Origin of the sequence: Corynebacterium hansenii, from assembly GCF_030408795.1 — a bacterium.
GTDB lineage: Bacteria > Actinomycetota > Actinomycetes > Mycobacteriales > Mycobacteriaceae > Corynebacterium > Corynebacterium hansenii.
The window spans coordinates 1880958-1897211 of the sequence record NZ_CP047211.1; the positions used below are offsets into that span (position 1 = coordinate 1880958).

The 16254-nt window shown below is 71.3% G+C and carries 12 protein-coding genes; 5 read left to right on the forward strand and 7 right to left on the reverse strand.

Translation table 11 applies throughout. The features are described from left to right. Positions 1-70: 70 nt before the first annotated feature. From CHAN_RS08175 to CHAN_RS08190, 4 genes are all read left to right on the forward strand, one after another. Positions 71-1609 (forward strand): 3'-5' exonuclease, encoded by a 1539-nt coding sequence (locus CHAN_RS08175; protein ID WP_290288479.1) that lies wholly within the window; start codon positions 71-73, stop codon positions 1607-1609. 116 nt (positions 1610-1725) lie between these two features. Then, a complete protein-coding gene (locus tag CHAN_RS08180) occupies positions 1726-2358 on the forward strand; it encodes a hypothetical protein (protein WP_290288480.1) in 633 nt (210 codons plus the stop codon). 91 nt (positions 2359-2449) lie between these two features. Then, entirely contained in the window at positions 2450-4858 is a 2409-nt protein-coding gene (gene treY, locus CHAN_RS08185; RefSeq protein ID WP_290288483.1) for a malto-oligosyltrehalose synthase, read from the forward strand. Between the two features lie 7 nt (positions 4859-4865). Beyond that, complete coding sequence (locus CHAN_RS08190; protein ID WP_048744510.1) at positions 4866-5918, forward strand: GTP pyrophosphokinase; 1053 nt, start codon at positions 4866-4868, stop codon at positions 5916-5918. A 10-nt stretch (positions 5919-5928) separates the two neighbouring features. Here CHAN_RS08190 and CHAN_RS08195 read toward each other — a convergent pair whose 3' ends face one another. From CHAN_RS08195 to CHAN_RS08210, 4 genes are all read right to left on the reverse strand, one after another. Further along, the gene (locus CHAN_RS08195; RefSeq protein WP_290288487.1) at positions 5929-6312 is read right to left on the reverse strand and encodes an RNA-binding S4 domain-containing protein; all 384 of its coding nucleotides are present in this window, start codon (positions 6310-6312) and stop codon (positions 5929-5931) included. Between the two features lie 141 nt (positions 6313-6453). Continuing rightward, positions 6454-6690: a hypothetical protein gene (locus tag CHAN_RS08200; RefSeq protein ID WP_048744516.1), complete on the reverse strand. Its 237-nt coding sequence runs from the start codon at positions 6688-6690 to the stop codon at positions 6454-6456. A gap of 19 nt (positions 6691-6709) precedes the next feature. Then, positions 6710-7513 (reverse strand): crotonase/enoyl-CoA hydratase family protein, encoded by an 804-nt coding sequence (locus CHAN_RS08205; protein ID WP_290288491.1) that lies wholly within the window; start codon positions 7511-7513, stop codon positions 6710-6712. Between the two features lie 86 nt (positions 7514-7599). Then, positions 7600-8241: an IMPACT family protein gene (locus CHAN_RS08210; RefSeq protein WP_290288494.1), complete on the reverse strand. Its 642-nt coding sequence runs from the start codon at positions 8239-8241 to the stop codon at positions 7600-7602. Positions 8242-8319: 78 nt separating this feature from the next. Between CHAN_RS08210 and treZ the strand changes: the two genes are divergently transcribed. Beyond that, positions 8320-10167 carry a malto-oligosyltrehalose trehalohydrolase gene (gene treZ / locus CHAN_RS08215; protein WP_290288496.1) on the forward strand — a complete coding sequence of 616 codons (1848 nt, stop codon included), beginning with the start codon at positions 8320-8322 and terminating at the stop codon, positions 10165-10167. A 59-nt stretch (positions 10168-10226) separates the two neighbouring features. Here the strand turns inward: treZ and CHAN_RS08220 are convergent, their stop codons facing one another. The 3 genes from CHAN_RS08220 to CHAN_RS08230 all read right to left on the reverse strand — a co-directional run bounded on the left by CHAN_RS08220 (position 10227) and on the right by CHAN_RS08230 (position 16092). Then, positions 10227-10595: an SdpI family protein gene (locus CHAN_RS08220; RefSeq protein WP_290288499.1), complete on the reverse strand. Its 369-nt coding sequence runs from the start codon at positions 10593-10595 to the stop codon at positions 10227-10229. A 104-nt stretch (positions 10596-10699) separates the two neighbouring features. Continuing rightward, on the reverse strand, positions 10700-14428 hold the full coding sequence (locus CHAN_RS08225) for a hypothetical protein (protein ID WP_290288502.1): 3729 nt from the start codon (positions 14426-14428) through the stop codon (positions 10700-10702). 59 nt (positions 14429-14487) lie between these two features. After that, positions 14488-16092, reverse strand: a complete 1605-nt coding sequence (locus CHAN_RS08230) for an MFS transporter (RefSeq protein ID WP_290288505.1) — start codon at positions 16090-16092, stop codon at positions 14488-14490. Positions 16093-16254 lie beyond the last annotated feature (162 nt).

A 16254-nucleotide genomic window follows, 5' to 3' on the forward strand; every position in this document is an offset into this window, starting at 1 on the left:
AACGGCGTTACCCCCGTCACACCTCCGGCGGCGTCCGGGGCGATCCGGGCGGGCCGCTAGGCTCGTGGGCATGCAGGTTCTCGATTTCCGACTGTCCGGCGCGATCGTCCGCGTCACCCCGGGTCCCCCGGCGTCCGTCACGGTGCATCGCATCGCCCGGACGCGCAGCACGGACGTCTCCGGCGCCACGGCTTTGCTTTCCGACGCTTCGGATTCGGCGTCGCTGACCGTGCCCGGCGTGCTCCTCCCCGGCCGGATCGAGTTCGGCGGCGACCTGCCCGCCGCCCGAGTGACTCCCTCGACGCTCCCCGCAGCGGAGGCCCTCCTGGCGCTGCTGGAAGCCGGCGCGGCAGATGACGGGGCGGCCGCGGACGCGGTTTCCCGGGCGTTGGCCGAAGCCCCGGACAATCCGGTCGCCGGCGTCACCATCGTCGACGCCGATGAGTCCTTCGAGGCGACGGGCAACGGCGCCGGCGCTTCCGCCACCGGCGCGGGCACGGGAACGGGGGCCGGCGCAGGAGGCGCCGCTTCCGGCGGGGACGGCGCTCCGGCCCCTGCGCCGAAGCTCGGCGGGGACATCCCCGATCCCGATTTCTTCGCATTCGACGTCGAGACCGCCAACGCGGACGAGGGCTCGGTCATCCAGTTCGGCATCGCGGCGGTCCGCGACGGCGCGGTCACCGACACGTACTCGTGGCTCTGCCGTCCCCCGGCCGGGCTCGAGCAGTTCGACGAGGACAACGTCGCCATCCACGGCATCACGCCCACCGACGTCGTCGACGCGCCGTCGTTCGCGCAGCGGGCCGAGGAATTCGGGCGCCTGGTCGACGGCACCCCGGTCGTCGCCCACAACGCCAAGTTCGACTTCACGGCGCTGAAGCGCGGCTGCAAGGCGGCCGGCATCGACGTGCCCGACGTCGCCTGGGCCTGCACCTACGAATGGGCCCGGCGCGTGGGTCTCCAAGTGGAGAACTACCGTCTGCCGACGCTGGCGAGGGAGGCCGGGGCCGCCGACTTCAGCCACCACGACGCCTCGGACGACGCCGTCGCCTGCGCCGAAGTCGCGCTGTGGCTGATGCGCGAGCACCCCGGCGACGAACCAACGCTCAACCCCGTGAAGTACACGGAGAATCTGGGCATGGAAATGGGGATGCTCTTCGGAACACGCCTGGTGCCCATGCGGACCACGGGCCAGTCGCAGGTCGGTTCCGGTGGCGCGGGCCGTCGCAAAGCAGGGAGCCGGCGACGGCCCGGCGGCGCGCAGGACCGGCGCGCCAAGTGGGATGCGGTCAAGGCACCCGAGGTCATCCCCGAGAAGAACGAGGACGCCGACCCCGACGGACTGCTCTACGGCCAGCGGGTGACGCTGACGGGCGACTTCGCGCCCTACGACAAGGGACGGCTGTGGGAGCTGATCGCGCAGGCGGGCGCGGACATCAACAAGGGGGTAACCAAGAAGACGACGATCCTCGTGGCCGGCCCGTGGGATTCGATGACGTCGAAGGAGAAGAAGGCCCGCGAGTACAAGGAGAAGGGCCAGGACATCGACATTTGGAATGAGAAGCAGCTTTTCGCCGTCCTCGGATTGGAAGAGGAACCGCCCTTCTGACCTGCACGGGAGCGGCGACTACCCCCGCCATCACCCCCGATGAAAATAAAGCGAACCGATTTGCCCTGCGGCGCGTCCATACACGTGACATCGTTCCCCATGCAGGAGGTCCTCACGTGCAACGGCCCGTTCCAGAATTACGCCCCGCGACCTGGCTGACCACCGCACCCGCAGACGTCGATTGGCGCGACGCGGGAGGCGGGCTGGTCGGCGTCGTCTCGTTACCCGGATACGGCGTCGAATCCGCCGCACGGGTGCTCATGGAACGGCACATAGCCAGCGGCACTTTGCATCTGACGGCACGCTCCGCCGCGGCGGTGACCGGCGCGGAAGACGCGGACCTGCGGCGGGGCATCCAGATCGGCTCGCCCGCCACCTCCCCGACCGGCTGGTTGGCGGCGCTCAGCCCCCTGCTGGAGATCGACGGCCACCTGCGCAAGCTCTTCGGCGAGCGACCGGTGTACTTCCCCGCCTCCGTCGAGCACCTGCTCGCACTGCCCGGCGACTCCGACCTCACCCGCGCCTACCTGTGGGCCGCGCGCACCTGGCGGGCGGCGGCCAACCCCGTCACCCCGCTGGCGCTGGCGCTCGGCGAAGACCGCCTGACGGTGCACGCCCCCGAGGAAGGCCGCGCCGACCACCCGACCCACCGCGCGGCGGTGCTGCTCGCGGCCGGGCAGCGGCGGCCGGATTCCAACTACCATGGTGCGGGCGACCGATCCGACCGGTCCCGGGTCCCCGCACGCTGAGCGCACGAGCCGGCGGAGTTCGGGTGATCGGGTGCACCGCGGCCGGGTGCGGCGCGGACATCCGACATAGAAAGGCGCGTGAACAGGTTCCATGAACCGACTCCCCATCACCTCCACCTACCGACTCCAGCTGCGAGGCCCCAGGGCGGATGAGGGAGGCCGGGCGTTCACGTTCGCAGACGCCGCCGAGCAGGTCCCCTACCTCGCCGATCTGGGCATCTCGCACCTGTACCTGTCGCCGATCCTCGCCGCCGTGCCGGAATCGAACCACGGCTACGACGTCATCGACCCCACCGTGGTCAACCCCGAACTCGGCGGCATGGCCGGGCTGCAGGAGCTGGCCGAGGCCGCGCACAAGGCGGGCATGGGCATCATCATCGACCTGGTGCCCAACCACCTGGGCGTCGAGGACCCGCAGCTCAACGAGTGGTGGTGGGACGTCCTGACCTACGGGCGCGACTCCCAGTTCGAGCCCTACTTCGACATCGACTGGCACGAGGACAACGGCGCCGGCGGCAAGATGGGCCTGCCCGTGCTGGGGTCGCCGGAGGACCTGGAGAAGCTGGAGATCGACCGCTCCGGCGACGAGCCGCTGCTGCGCTACTACGACAACGTCTATCCGGTGCGGCCCGGCACCGACGAGGGCACCCCGCAGGAGATCCACGACCGCCAGGCCTACCGCCTGATGTACTGGCGCGACGGCGTCATCGGCTACCGCCGGTTCTTCTCCGTCAACGGCCTGGCCGGGATCCGCCAGGAAAACCCCGTGGTCTTCGAGCACACGCACCGCATCGTCCGCGAGCTCATCGCCGCCGACATCATCGACGGCGTGCGCATCGACCACCCCGACGGCCTGTCCGACCCCTTCGGTTACCTCTCGGAGCTGCGCCGACTGCTCGGCGACGACAAGTGGCTGGTCATAGAGAAGATCCTCGGCCCCAACGAACCGCTGGACCCGCGCCTGCAGATCGACGGCACCACCGGCTACGACGCGCTGCGCGAGTTCGACAACGTGTTCATGAACCGCGAGTCCCGCGACGCGATGAGCATGCTCGCCCTGCAGGAATCCGGGTCGACGTGGGACAAGCTGGCGGTCCAGGCCACCGAGCGCGCCCTGAAGCGCGACGTCGCCGCCCATGAGCTGGCGGCCGAGGTCCGCCGCCTGGCGCGCGCCCTGCGCCGCGACAACTGGTCGACGGGCGGCCACAACGTCACCGAGGAAGAGCTCATCGACACCATTTGCGAGCTCGTCGCCGCGATGCCGGTGTACCGCGCGGACTACGTCTCGCTGTCGCGCGTGACGTCGTCGGTGATCCAGCAGATGGTGGCCCGCTTCCCCTCCCGCGTGTTCGCGCTGGACCTGATCTCGGCGGGGCTCATCGCGCAGGGCGAGGCCGCCACCCGCTTCGCGCAGGTCTGCGGCGCGGTGATGGCCAAGGGCGTGGAGGACACGACGTTCTACCGCGCCTGCCGCCTGGTCAGCCTCAACGAGGTCGGCGGCGACCCGGGCCGCTACGGCATGTCGGCCGCCGAGTACCACCTGCTGCAGTCCGAGCGCGCCCGCCTGTGGCCCCGCACCATGACGGCGCTGTCCACGCACGACGCCAAGCGCGGCGAGGACGTCCGCGCGCGCATCATCCAGATCTCCGACATCGCCGGCGATTGGGCGGAGAAGGTCCGCGACTGGTCGGCCGTCACCCCGGCGCCGGATGGCGCGACGGGCTACTTCCTGCTGCAGAACATCGTGGGCGTGTGGCCGGAGGACGGCGAGATCACCGAGGAGTTCCGCGGGCGTCTGCACGCCTACGCCGAAAAGGCGGTCCGCGAGGCCAGCGTCCACACCACGTGGACGGAGCGCGACGAGGACTTCGAGCTGCGGGTCATGCGCTGGATCGACGCGCTTCTCGACGGCCCCCTGCGCGACCGGATCACCGAGTTCGTGCGGACCATCTCCCCCGCGGCGAACGTCACCAGCTGGGGCCGCAAGCTCCTGCAGCTGACGTCGCCGGGCATCCCCGACACGTACCAGGGCACCGAGTTCCTGGAGGATTCGCTGGTCGACCCGGACAACCGGCGCTTCGTCGACTACGACGCGCGGGCCCGGGCGCTGGAGCGCGTGCGCCGTGGCGAGGTGGATCCGGCGGACGGCGACGTCGTCAAGCTCATGGTCACCCACCACGCCCTCACCCTGCGCAACGAGCGCCCGGAGTCCTTCGTCGGCGGCACCTACCAGCCGGTGTTCGCCGAGGGCTCGGGCGAGCGGTACCTGGTGGGCAACGCGCGCGGCCCGGTCGGAGGCGACCAGGACGTGATCACCCTGGTCACCCGCCGCCTCATCGGCTTGGAGCGCGACGGCGGCTGGGGCGACACGACCATCACGCTGCCGGAGGGCATCTGGACGGACCGCTTCACCGGCAACGCGTGGTCGGGCACGGTGACGGTGGCGTCGGTGTTCGGCACGTACCCGGTGGCGCTGCTCGTCGCCGATCCCGAGGAATAGGAACCGGATGGCCAAGTCGAGGGGAAGCGCCCGCCTGCGGGAGCTGCATGCGCGCTACGACGAGTGGACCGCGGCGCACCCGCGGGCGAAGGACGACTTCGCGGGAGCCATCGGGGAATTGCTTTCCGACGCCGGCCTGGCGTTCGACAGCGTGACCGCGAGGGTGAAGACGTGGCGCTCCCTCCGCATCAAGGCGATGCGCCGCACCGACGGCGGCGAGTTCCACTACCCCGACCCGTGGCACGACATCCACGACATCGTCGGCGTGCGCGTGACCACGTACCACTCCAACGAGATCCCCGACGTGCTGGCGGTGCTCGGCGATTCGCTGGAGGTGCTGCGGACGACGGACAAAACCGCCGAGACGCGGATTTCGGGGCAGTTCGGCTACGGCTCGCACCATTTGGTGTGCCGCGTCGGCGACGGCGCGCCCCCGGGCCTGGCGCCGTACCGCGGCCAGCAGTTCGAGGTGCAGGTGCGCACCGTGCTGCAGCATGCGTGGGCCGAGTTCGAGCACGACATCCGGTACAAGTCGCCCGATGGCGCCATCGACCCGCGCATCGACCGCGCGTTCGCGCTGGCGGCCGGGTTGATCGAGCTGGCGGACCAGCAGTTCGACCAGGTCGCGGCGATCCTTGACGAAGAACGCGGCGACGACGGCAACGGCGGCCGGGACGCGGACGACGACGAGGCCGCGGCGAACGCGGTGGAGCTCGGCGCGGAGACGCTGCCGGGGCTGCTGACGCTGCTGCTGCCCACGGTGCCGCGATCGAAGTCGGAGCATTACGCGTGGCTGGAGGAGCTCCTGGACGCCAACGGCGTGACCACCGTCGGCGACCTCCGCGAACTGGTGGCGCCGGAGCGGGTGGCCGCCGTGGAGGAAGCGCTGAAGTACCGGTTCCAGCCGGGCCACGTGCGCATCATCGACGACCTGCTGCTCGCGGCATTCGGAGCGGACCACGTGGCGCGCACGGGGAAGTCCGGCGCGCACCCGGCGCAGCGGCCCGCCAGGCTGCGGTCGCGACTGGGCCAGATGCGCAAGGCCGGGGTGGTGGGTTAACGGCGGTCGGTCAGTCGCGGCCGCGCAGCTTGTCGATCTGCCGCCGCTCGCGCTTGGTCGGCCGGCCCGCTCCCCTGTCGCGCACCGGCAGCGCCGCGTACATCTCGCGCGGCGGCGGGGCCGGTGTCTTGTCCACGTAGCACGTCCTGGCCACCGGCGCGCCGACTCGCTTGGCGATGGTGCGCGTGACTTGGACGATCGTTTCGCGGTGGTTCGCCCACACCCGAATCTCGTCGCCCGGCACGACCTGCTGGGCGGGCTTGACCGCGGTGCCGTTGATTTTCACGTGGCCGCCGCGGCATGCGTCGGCGGCCTGCGAACGGGTTTTGAGCAGCCGCACCGCCCACAACCATGCGTCGACGCGCACGGGCTTCGAATCGTCGACGTGGTTCATGGTCGGGTCCTGTGTTCGGGTTGGGCGGCGGGCGCGGTGCCCGCGTCGCCGGTGGGGCTTTTGCGTCGCCGGTGGTTACCGGTTGCCGGGGCTCTTGTCGGTTCCCGCGGCCGTCACCGGCTGTCCGTCATTGGTTGTCCGTCACTGGTTGTCGCGGTGGTTGACGATCCTCTGGACCTTCTGCCAGTTGATGAACCCGCCGACGACGCCGATGACCGTCAGGATGATGAAAAGGGACATCGACGACGCGAGCAGGCCGAGGGCCACGCCGGCTGCGAGGCCGCCGCCGGTCCAGACGACGGCGTTGCGGCTGTACCGGCGCACCGCTTCCTTGCGCTGCGCGATCGGGTTGGATTGGTACGGCTGAAGGCTGCTCATGGTGGATATCTTAGGCCGATCACTCGCCGGTGTAGGTGCCGGGGCGCTTCTCCATGAACGCGTCGAGTGCTTCGCGGTGGTCGCGGGAGTGATGCGCCAGCGCCTGCATGGCCGAGGACAGCTCGAGAACGCCCGCAAGCGACTGGTGCTGGGACTCGCGCAGCAGCCTTTTGGCCATGCGCACGGCGTTCGGCGGATTCTTGGCGACGCGGCCGGCCAGGGCGCGGGCGGCGTCGAGAAGCTCATCCGGCTCGACGACCTCGTTGACCATCCCCCACTCGAGCGCCTTCTCGGCGGTGACGCGGTCGCCGGTCAGCGCCATTTCGGCGGCGCGCGCGGGGCCGAGCGTCCTGGTCAGCAACCAGGCGCCGCCGTCGCCGGGGATGATGCCCAGGCCGACGAAGCTCTCGGAGAACCACGCCTTCGTCGACGCCACCCGCATGTCGCACATGAGCGTGACGTCGCAGCCGGCGCCGACCGCCGGGCCGTTGACCGCGGCGATGACGGGCACCTCGCAGTTGTACAGCGACAGCGGGATGCGCTGGATGCCCGAGCGGTAGGACTGGCGGATCTGATGCGGGGCGCCGCCGAACATGCCGGCGCGGTCGACCATGTCCTTGACGTTGCCGCCGGCGGAGAACGCCGCGCCCGCGCCGGTGAGGATCACCGCCCGCACTTCCAGATCGCCGTTGACGCGGTCGACGTTGTCCACGATCGCGTCGATGACGTCGGGCGACGAAATCGGGTTGCGGATCTCCGGCAGATTGATGGTCCACGTCTCCACGTGCCCGTCGCGTTCGACGAGCAGCACATCCCGGCTCATTGTTCCTCCACGTTCGTCCACGGTGATCGGCCCCGCATTCGTCGCGGCCCCGACCGGCCCTTGCCGTGATCCAGGTTACAGACGATTCACAGAGCCGCTTCCGTCCACGTCTCCCCCGCCTCATCGGACGTCAGCGCACCGTGCGTGATCGCCTGCAGCACGCCGTCGAGCCGCTCGGCCCCGCCGGGCTCGACTTCCACGAGATGCTTCACGACGGTCCCCCATTCGGTGTCGGAGATCGCGAAGCCGCGTGCGCGCAGTTCGGCCTCGACCCGGCCGGCGTCGGCGGCGTCGACGGCGACGGACCGGATTTCGCGGCGGACCCGGCGGGCGCGCGGCACGTCGGCGAGGCACTCGGACACCGCGTCCGAATACGCCCGCACCAGCCCGCCGGTGCCGAGCTTCACGCCACCGAAATACCGGATGACCACGGCGGTGACGTCCGTGAGCCCCGATCCGGTGAGCACGTCGAGCATGGGCCGCCCGGCGGTGCCGGAGGGCTCTCCGTCGTCGGAGGAACGTTCGACCCGGTTGGCGCCGGGGACTTCGTGGATGTACGCGGAGCAGTGGTGGCGGGCATCGGGGTACTCCGCCCGGGCCAGCGCGATGAGCTCGCGGGCCTCCGCGCCGTCATCGGTGCGGCCGATCCACGTGATGAAGCGCGACCGCTTGATCTCCAGTTCCCCGGTGGTGAGGGAACCGCGGGCTGGCACGATGAGGGAGGACATGGGTGCATTGTCGCATTCCGCATCCCCGCGGCCTCCCGCCCGCTGCCGTGAACGCGGCAAACCCCTACCATCGGTGCCATGGACAATTACCGCGTCTGGGCCCCGTACGCCGCCGAAGTGGAACTGTTGACGGGTGACCCGTCGGCACCCGAGCACCACCCCATGACCGGCCGCGACGGCGGTTGGTTCGAGGCCGACCGGAAGATGGCCGTCGGCGAGCGCTACGCCTTCCGGATGCGCGCCACCGACGGGCACGGCGCGCCCGACGCCGACGACGAAGAGGCCGCGGGCCCGAACTCCGACGCGGACGGATCCGACATCGGCACCGGCGCCGGCGACTGGACCATCCCGCTGCCCGACCCCCGCTCGCGCCGTCAGCCCGACGGCCCCCACGGATTCTCCCAGGTCGTCGACCTGGCCGCCCGCGACTGGCGGGCGACGGACTGGACCGGCCGCATTCTCCCCGGCGGACTGATCTACGAGATGCACGTGGGCACGTACGCCGATTCAGGTGATTTCGCGGGCGTCGCCAAGCGGCTGGATCACCTGGTGGACCTCGGCGTGACGCACGTGGAGATCATGCCCGTCCAGCCCTTCGGCGGCGACCGCAACTGGGGCTACGACGGCGTGAGCTGGCACGCCGTCCACGAAGGCTACGGCGGGCCGGAGGGACTGCAGGAGCTTGTCGACGCCTGCCACGAACGCGGTCTGGCCGTCATCCTGGACGTGGTGTTCAACCACTTCGGCCCCGACGGCAACTACGTGGGATTCTTCGGCCCGTACACCTCCGGCGGCGACACCGGGTGGGGCGAGGTGGTCAACCTCATCGGGCACGACTCCGACGAGGTCCGCGCGTACATCCTCGACGCCGTGCGCATGTGGCTGGCCGACTACCGCATCGACGGCCTGCGGCTGGATGCCGTCCACGCGCTGCACGACGAGGGCGCATTCCACATCCTCGAGCAGATGCAGGTCGTCGCCGACACCGTCGCCGCCCAGACCGGCGTGCCCCGCACCCTCATCGCCGAGTCCGACCAGAACGACCCGAAGCTGGTCAAACCCCGCGCCGCCGGCGGCTTCGGTTTGGCGGCCCAGTGGCTCGACGACGTCCACCACGCGCTGCACACCGTCGTGTCCGGGGAGGACCACGCCTACTACGCGGACTTCGGCACCGTGGAGACGCTGGCGGAGACGCTGCGCAACGCGTTCCACCACGCCGGCACGATGTCGACGTTCCGCGGCCGCGTACACGGCCGGCCGCTGGATTTGTCGGTGCAGCCGCTCAGCGCGTTCGTGACGTACACGACCACCCACGACCAGACCGGCAACCGCGCGGCCGGCGACCGGCCGTCGATGAACCTGGCGCCCGCGCAGCAGGCGCTGAAGGCCGCGGTCATCGCGTGCTCGCCGTTCACGCCGATGCTGTTCCAGGGCGAGGAGTGGGGCGCGTCGACGCCGTTCGCGTTCTTCTGCTCCCACGAATCGGACCTGCTGCTGCGGCTGACCCGCGAAGGCCGCGTCCGCGAATTCGCCCGCGCCGGTTGGGATCCCGAGGAGATCGCCGACCCCGCCGACCCGAAGACGTTCGAGAGGTCGAAGTTGAAGTGGGACGAGCTCGGCGACGAGCCCCACGCCACCCTCCTGGACACGTACCGGGCGCTGTTCGGCCTGCGCCGGACGCGCCCCGCGCTGCGGGCGCCGTGGGCGGGCTCGGTGGAGACGAAGGTCGAGGGACGGACGCTGCTGCTCACCCGCCGCGCCGACGGCGACGTCGTGCACCTGGCCGCGAACTTTTCGGATGAGCCCGCCGAGGTCGCCGTCGAGGCGCGGCACTCGGACCTCGTGCACACCCACGTCGACGCGCCGGCCGCCGTGGGCAAGGGCGTGGTGACGCTCCCCGCCTGGGGCTACGCGGTGCTGGCGTAGGCGGGGTCGGCTGGGCCGCGGCGGGTCGGCGGTTAATCTGCCGGCGGGGCTGCCGGCGGTCAGTCGGCGGAGCCGTTCACCTCATCGGCCGCGCGGCCACCGACGACCGCGCCGTAGATCACCAGCACGAAGGTGATGCCGGTGGCCACCATGACGGCGGTCATCATCGCCCCGACGCCGATCGGCAGCAGCGCCGCCACGCCACCGAGCAGCGACACGATCCCGGCGACCAGCGTCGGCGTCTTGGCGCGAACGTGGGCCGCGCGCCACGCTTCTTCGCTGGCCATCGTCTTGCGCGTGCGGATGCCCGCCACGGTGTTGCGTTTCAGCTTCCCAGACGCCGCGGACCGCGCAATCCACATCAACGACAGGCCCGCACCCGCCATGACGGCGAACATCACCAGGCTGACGATGTCGTATTCGCTCAACGCACTCTCCTCTTTTCACTTTCGCGGAGGCACCGGCCCCGCTCCTCGGAGCCGGCCACGCCGCGGATTCCGTCCGGTTCTGGCTTACTGTCGCCTTCGCCCGACTAGTCCGAAATCAGGTCCGGCAGGTCATCCTCGGTGACCGATCCCTCGGAGTCGCCCAGGTCGGTGGCCTCCGCAACGGCGGCCGCAACCTCCGACTCCGGCTCCTTCGGATCCGTCAGGTCTCCGTGGATCGCATGGGTGACCAGGGCGTCGGCGATGAGCAGGTCGCCCATCACCAGCGTCGGCACCATGTCGGCGAGCTGCGCCCACAGCGGGATCAACTTCCGCACGACGGTGTCGTCGACGTCGGGGTTCGCGGCCTTCTGTCGCGCCAACGCACGCGCGGCCACGGCGATGAGCAGCGACGTCCCCGGCACCAGCGTCCAGTGCAGCGACGGGTCATCGGCGTCGATGCCGTCGAGCTTGTGGAACCGCACGTTGACCGCCTTGCGCAGCTTCGGCGACGTCCGCGACACCGCCTGGAACAGCGCCCGCGACGCGGCCGCCAGCCCGGGCATGATCCCGGCCTCGACGATCTCGGCGCGGTTGGACACGACCTCGTGGATGGCGGTGAACCGCGCATCGTCCTCGGTCAGCGGCCCGGGCACCATGCGGTAGCCGTCGAAGACCTGCGCCAGAATCGCATTGGCCTGCGGTTCGGGCAGCGCGGTGATCTGCACGGACGTCTTGTCGATGCACGCCGATTCCAGCGTCGTGTCCTGCCCCGTGGCCAGCGCCCGGATCAGCGCTTCACCGCCGGCGCGCCGCAGGTGGGCGATCTGGTCCTTCTGCTTTGCGACGTCCGACGCCGGGTCGGCGAGATCGGCCATCGCCGCGAGGGCTCCGAGCCACGGGACACGGCGGCGACCCGGCGTCGGGGTCTTCTCGGTGAAGTCGCCCAGCACCAGCCCGGAGGAGACGACCATGCCCGGCTGATCGTCGAGGCGGATCGCGGAACCGTTGAGCGACGCCAGGCCGGCACGCGGGTCGGCGGTGAGCAGACGGCGCAGGGCGTCGGGAGCCAGCGACTCCGAGACCTGCGGCATGATCGTCGCGCGGCCGGCGCGGAGGGTCTCGAACAGGGACCACACGCCGGTCAGCTCGCGGATGCCGGGTGTTTCCGCGAGCTCCCCAGCCGCCGCGGCACCGGAGCCTTCGCCCGAACCGCTCTCACCCGAACCACCCGCGCCGGCCCCATCTTCGGCGAGCTCCTCATCCACCACGACCGCGGCTTCGGGCGCCGGCCACAGCGGCCGACGGTCGGTCTCGCGGCCGAAGACGACCTGCACGATCAACGTGGCCATCTCGGCGGCGTCGTCGGGAAGCGCGCAGCGCCCGTCGACGACGGGCAGGGCCATCGGCGGGCACCACGGCCGGGCCGGGCACCACACCCATGCGGTCAGAGGCTGCTCGGCGACGGCCGGATCGACGGAGACGACCAGCTCCGCGCCCTCGCGGGTGACGGAGCGCACGGGGTCCTTCGCGGGCGCATCGACCAGCGGCACCGACAGGCGCCGACGGCCGGTCACGCGGGTCCAGTCGAGGCTGATGGTCAGATCGCCCAGCATGGCCACGCGGTCGGCGTAGGTGCCCAGATCGGCGAAGGCGTCGTCGCCGCGGCGGGTCAGCGGCACCCGGCAGATGTCGCGCTCCCCCGACTTCACGGCCAGGTGGGCGTGCCGCAGCTCACCGGGCGCGGACACGCGGAAGGTGCCGTGGGCGTCGACGCGGCCCGGTCGGGTGCGCAGCGTGCGGGAACGGCGGGCGGGGGTTTCGTCGGAAAGCGGGATCTCGAAGCGCAGGCGGCCCGGCTTGACCCGGAGCTCCAGGTAGGCGCCCTCTTCCGTGGACAGCTCGACGGTGCCGGACGACTCCGCGGGGCCGAGCCGCAGCACGGCGGGCTCGACCTCGAGGGGCTTCTCGCCGGAGGTCACGCGGACCTCGGCGGGGCTCAGGCCCGATTCCTCCGGGATGCGGAAGCCGTCGCCGCCGCCGCGGTAGGAAATGTCCAGGTCGGCCTGCTCCGCGACGGCGACGTGCGCCTGGAAGCTGCGGCCGCGCGGGTTGGTCAGGCGGACCACGAACTCGCCGAGCCACGGGTAGTCGTCGTCGGTGAGCACGTCGACCTCGCCGCCGGCGGCGGGAACGTCGAGGTCGTAGATCATCACCATGTCCTCGGCGAACCGGCCGTACCCGGGGAAGTCGGCGACCTGCACGCGCCACGATTCGTCGCGGCCGGACAGCGTCGGCGGAAACACCGCGACGGGCCCGCCTGCGTGGACCGGGGTGCCGTGGACGGTCGACGCACCGTCGAGCCGGGCGTGCGGGATGGTCAGCTTCGGGCGGCGCATCGGCGACGCCGAGCGGACCTCGCCGACGACGCCGGGGCGCACGACCTGCATGGCGTGGACGTCGCGCAGATCGGCCTGCGCCACCTGCCACAGCTCCCATTCGGCGGGCGCCGGCTCAGACAGCAGCGGCACGTCCTCGCCGGTGACGGGGTCGATCAGGCGGGCGTCGTTCGGGTAGACGACGTGCACGGACGTCGAGTGCAGCGACACCTTGTCGGTGACCGACTGGCCGTCGTCGCCGAAGATGAGCACGGGGTCGGCGGTGTCGATGGCGGGCACGCGCCAGTGCGGGCCGTCGCCGAGTTCGACGAGGACCTCGCGCACCGGTTCGGTGATGGGCACGATGGGCCGCGGCGTCGCCTCGCCCAGCGCGGGGGCGGGCTCGACGACGACGGTGCCGCCGTAGGTCACCAGCCACGACCGGCCGGCGGGCGCGGACGGGGTGGGCAGCTGCACGCAGACGCGGTTTTCCAGCTCGTCGAAGAACAGCTGGGGGCGGCCGGTGGTGGCCACCACGCCGACGGCCGTGCGCCGCGACGGGGTGCCGGCGGGGCGGGCGCGCAGTTCCTCGCGGGCCGCGTCGAGCAGGATGGGCGGCAGGCCGACCTCGGCGGGGCCCAGATCCTCGCGGGACTCCCAGTTGGCGGGGTCGGCGGCGGTGGCCATGACGTAGCCGAGCGTCGCCTGCACCAGCCCGCGGGCGCGCGCCGGCGCCGACTGCGACAGCACGCGCAGCGCGCGCGGCACGTCGGAGCCCACGTCGGCCGCGAAGCCCGACACCAGGGCGTCGATGCCGTCGCGGACGGTCTGCAGCTTCTGCACCAGATCGCTTGACGACGCCTGCCCGGACCCGGCCCCGGCCTCATCGCCGCCGATGCCGGCCTCGGCTTCGATGCGCTCGATGAGCAGGGGCATGACGGACTGCTGGACGCCGGCGTGGAGCATCATCAGCCGCGCCGAATCCTCGCGGCTGCCGGGCTCGGCCGGGGCGCCGTCGAGAAGCGCGACGTCCGGCAACCCCAGCTCGGCGAGAATCTCCGGGACCCGCTCCACCACGTGCTCGACGAAGGCATCGACGCCTCCGGCGCTCGGGTCCAGCTGCAGGCCCGCCGTCCAGTCGGCCCACAGGTCCGCCGTCGAGGCGACGCGGGCCGCGCGGCCCACCAGCGACGCCAGGAGCACCGCCGGGAAGGAGTCGGCGACTCCGCGCGCCCCCTCGGCGCCGAGGGTCTTCAGCAGCGGGCCGAGGAACCCGTCGATCCGCTCCACCTCATCCATTCGGATGCCGCACCATGCGACCAGCGCCTCCGCGCCGTCCTCCCCCGCGGCTCCGGCGGCCAGGGCGGCCAACCGTTCCCGCAGGTCGACGTCCGCGGCGGCGAGCCAGGCGCGAAGTGGATTCGGATCATGCGGCGCTTCGGCCATGACTGGGTTCACACTCTCCTCTTGGGGTCCCGTTGTGCGGGCATTTCCGGGCCCGCGCATCGGGCTTCATTCTAACGACGCTCGGGGATCGCGACCTCATGGGCGTCGTCACCTCCGGCCCGCACGTTCGGCAACAGCATGCGCACGGCGACGGCCGTCGCGATGCAGCACGCCACCGCCACCGCCGCCGCCCAGCTCATGCCGGTGGTGAACGCCTTGTCCGCCACGTCGACGACCATCGCGCCCACGTTCTCCGGAAGGGATTCGGCGAGCTTGTGGGCGGAATTGACGTTGTCGGAAAGCGCCGAGGCCTGGGCCGCGTCGAGGGGCAGGTCGACCGTCGACAGCTCGCGCGCGTAGGCGCCCACCAGCACCGAACCGAGCAGCGCCGCGCCGAACGCGCCGCCGAGCTCGTAGCCGACCTCCGACAGCGCCGACGCCGCACCGGACTGCTCGGGCGGCGCCGAGCCCAGGATGATCGTGTTGGTGACCGGGTCGATCATCCCCGAGCCGATGCCCAGCAGGATGAACGACGCCGCGAACCACGCCTGCGCCCCGGAACCCGCGGACACCGCCGGCCACACGCCGGAGGCCTCGACCACGTGCATGAACAGCCCGACGGCCGCCAGCGAAATGGCGATGATCAACAGCGGCCGGGCGGAGAACCTGCGCACCAGCTCGCCGGTGAGCATCGTCGCCACCATCGACGCGACCATGCCCGGCATGAGCAGCAGTCCCGCGTGGACCGGGCTGATGCCGAGCACCACCTGCAGGTACTGTGTCAGGTAGAACATCGCGCCGACCAGCAGGAACGACGACATCGCGTTGATGGCCACCGCCATCGCGTACGCCCGGTCGCGCAGCAGCCGGACGTCGACCAGCGGATGGGGCGCGTAGTTCAGGTGCGAGATCAGCGCGCCCGCGGCGAGCAACGCGATGGTGCCCAGCAGCGCCGGAACCACCCAGTGCAGGCCGGCCGTGGCCGCCTTCAGCGCGCCGACCACGCCGAACAGGGCCACCATCGACAGCACCGCCCCGGCGATGTCGAAACGGCCCGGCGCCTTCGCCTTCGACTCCGGCAGCACCAGCAGGCCGCCGACGATCACCGCCGCGGCAACGGGCACGTTGATGATGAACACCGAACCCCAGTGGAAGTGCTCCAGCAGCCACCCGCCGAGCACCGGCCCGATGATCGCGCCGAGCGAGTAGCACGAGATCCACACCGCGATCGCGCGCGGCAACTCGTTCTTGTCGGGGAACATCGCCTTGATCAGCGACAGCGTCGACGGCATCAGCGTGGCCCCGGCGATGCCCTGCAGGGCGCGGGCGACGATGAGCATCATCGGGCTCACCGAGTACGCCGCCAGCAGCGACGCCGCGCCGAACCCGGCGATGCCCCACATCAGCAGCCGGCGGCGGCCGATGCGGTCGCCGAGGGTGCCCATGGTGATCAGCAGCGTCGCGATGACGAACGCGTAGACGTCGACGATCCACAGCAGCTGCGTGCCCGAAGGGTCGAGGTCGCGCGAGATGGCGGGCAGCGCGAAGTTCAGCACCGTCATGTCGATGGCGAGGATCACGATCGCCAGAGCCAGCACGGCCACGCCCCACCAGCGCAGCGGATACGAGGTCACGGTGGCGTCGTCAAGCTTTTCGGGAATGGTTTTTGCGCGCACGAAAGACCCCTTTCTCTCCGTGGCGCTGGCGGACCATCACCTGCCGGGGGCACGGCAGCCGGGGTCCTCCCCGGCATTCACCCGTCGCGTCGGCGGGGTCACCGTCCTCCCGCCTGGAAAGCAGGGGTCTTCGTCAGGCCGGCCCCGTGGCGTGGTCACCGC

What these genes read in the sequence shown, in the direction of transcription:
- treZ (WP_290288496.1), top strand. Translation starts at nt 8,320, where the DNA reads ATGGACAATTACCGCGTCTGGGCCCCGTACGCCGCCGAAGTGGAACTG.
- CHAN_RS08200 (WP_048744516.1), bottom strand. Translation starts at nt 6,690, where the DNA reads ATGAGCAGCCTTCAGCCGTACCAATCCAACCCGATCGCGCAGCGCAAG.
- CHAN_RS08195 (WP_290288487.1), bottom strand. Translation starts at nt 6,312, where the DNA reads ATGAACCACGTCGACGATTCGAAGCCCGTGCGCGTCGACGCATGGTTG.
- CHAN_RS08190 (WP_048744510.1), top strand. Translation starts at nt 4,866, where the DNA reads ATGGCCAAGTCGAGGGGAAGCGCCCGCCTGCGGGAGCTGCATGCGCGC.
- CHAN_RS08210 (WP_290288494.1), bottom strand. Translation starts at nt 8,241, where the DNA reads ATGTCCTCCCTCATCGTGCCAGCCCGCGGTTCCCTCACCACCGGGGAA.
- treY (WP_290288483.1), top strand. Translation starts at nt 2,450, where the DNA reads ATGAACCGACTCCCCATCACCTCCACCTACCGACTCCAGCTGCGAGGC.
- CHAN_RS08175 (WP_290288479.1), top strand. Translation starts at nt 71, where the DNA reads ATGCAGGTTCTCGATTTCCGACTGTCCGGCGCGATCGTCCGCGTCACC.
- CHAN_RS08205 (WP_290288491.1), bottom strand. Translation starts at nt 7,513, where the DNA reads ATGAGCCGGGATGTGCTGCTCGTCGAACGCGACGGGCACGTGGAGACG.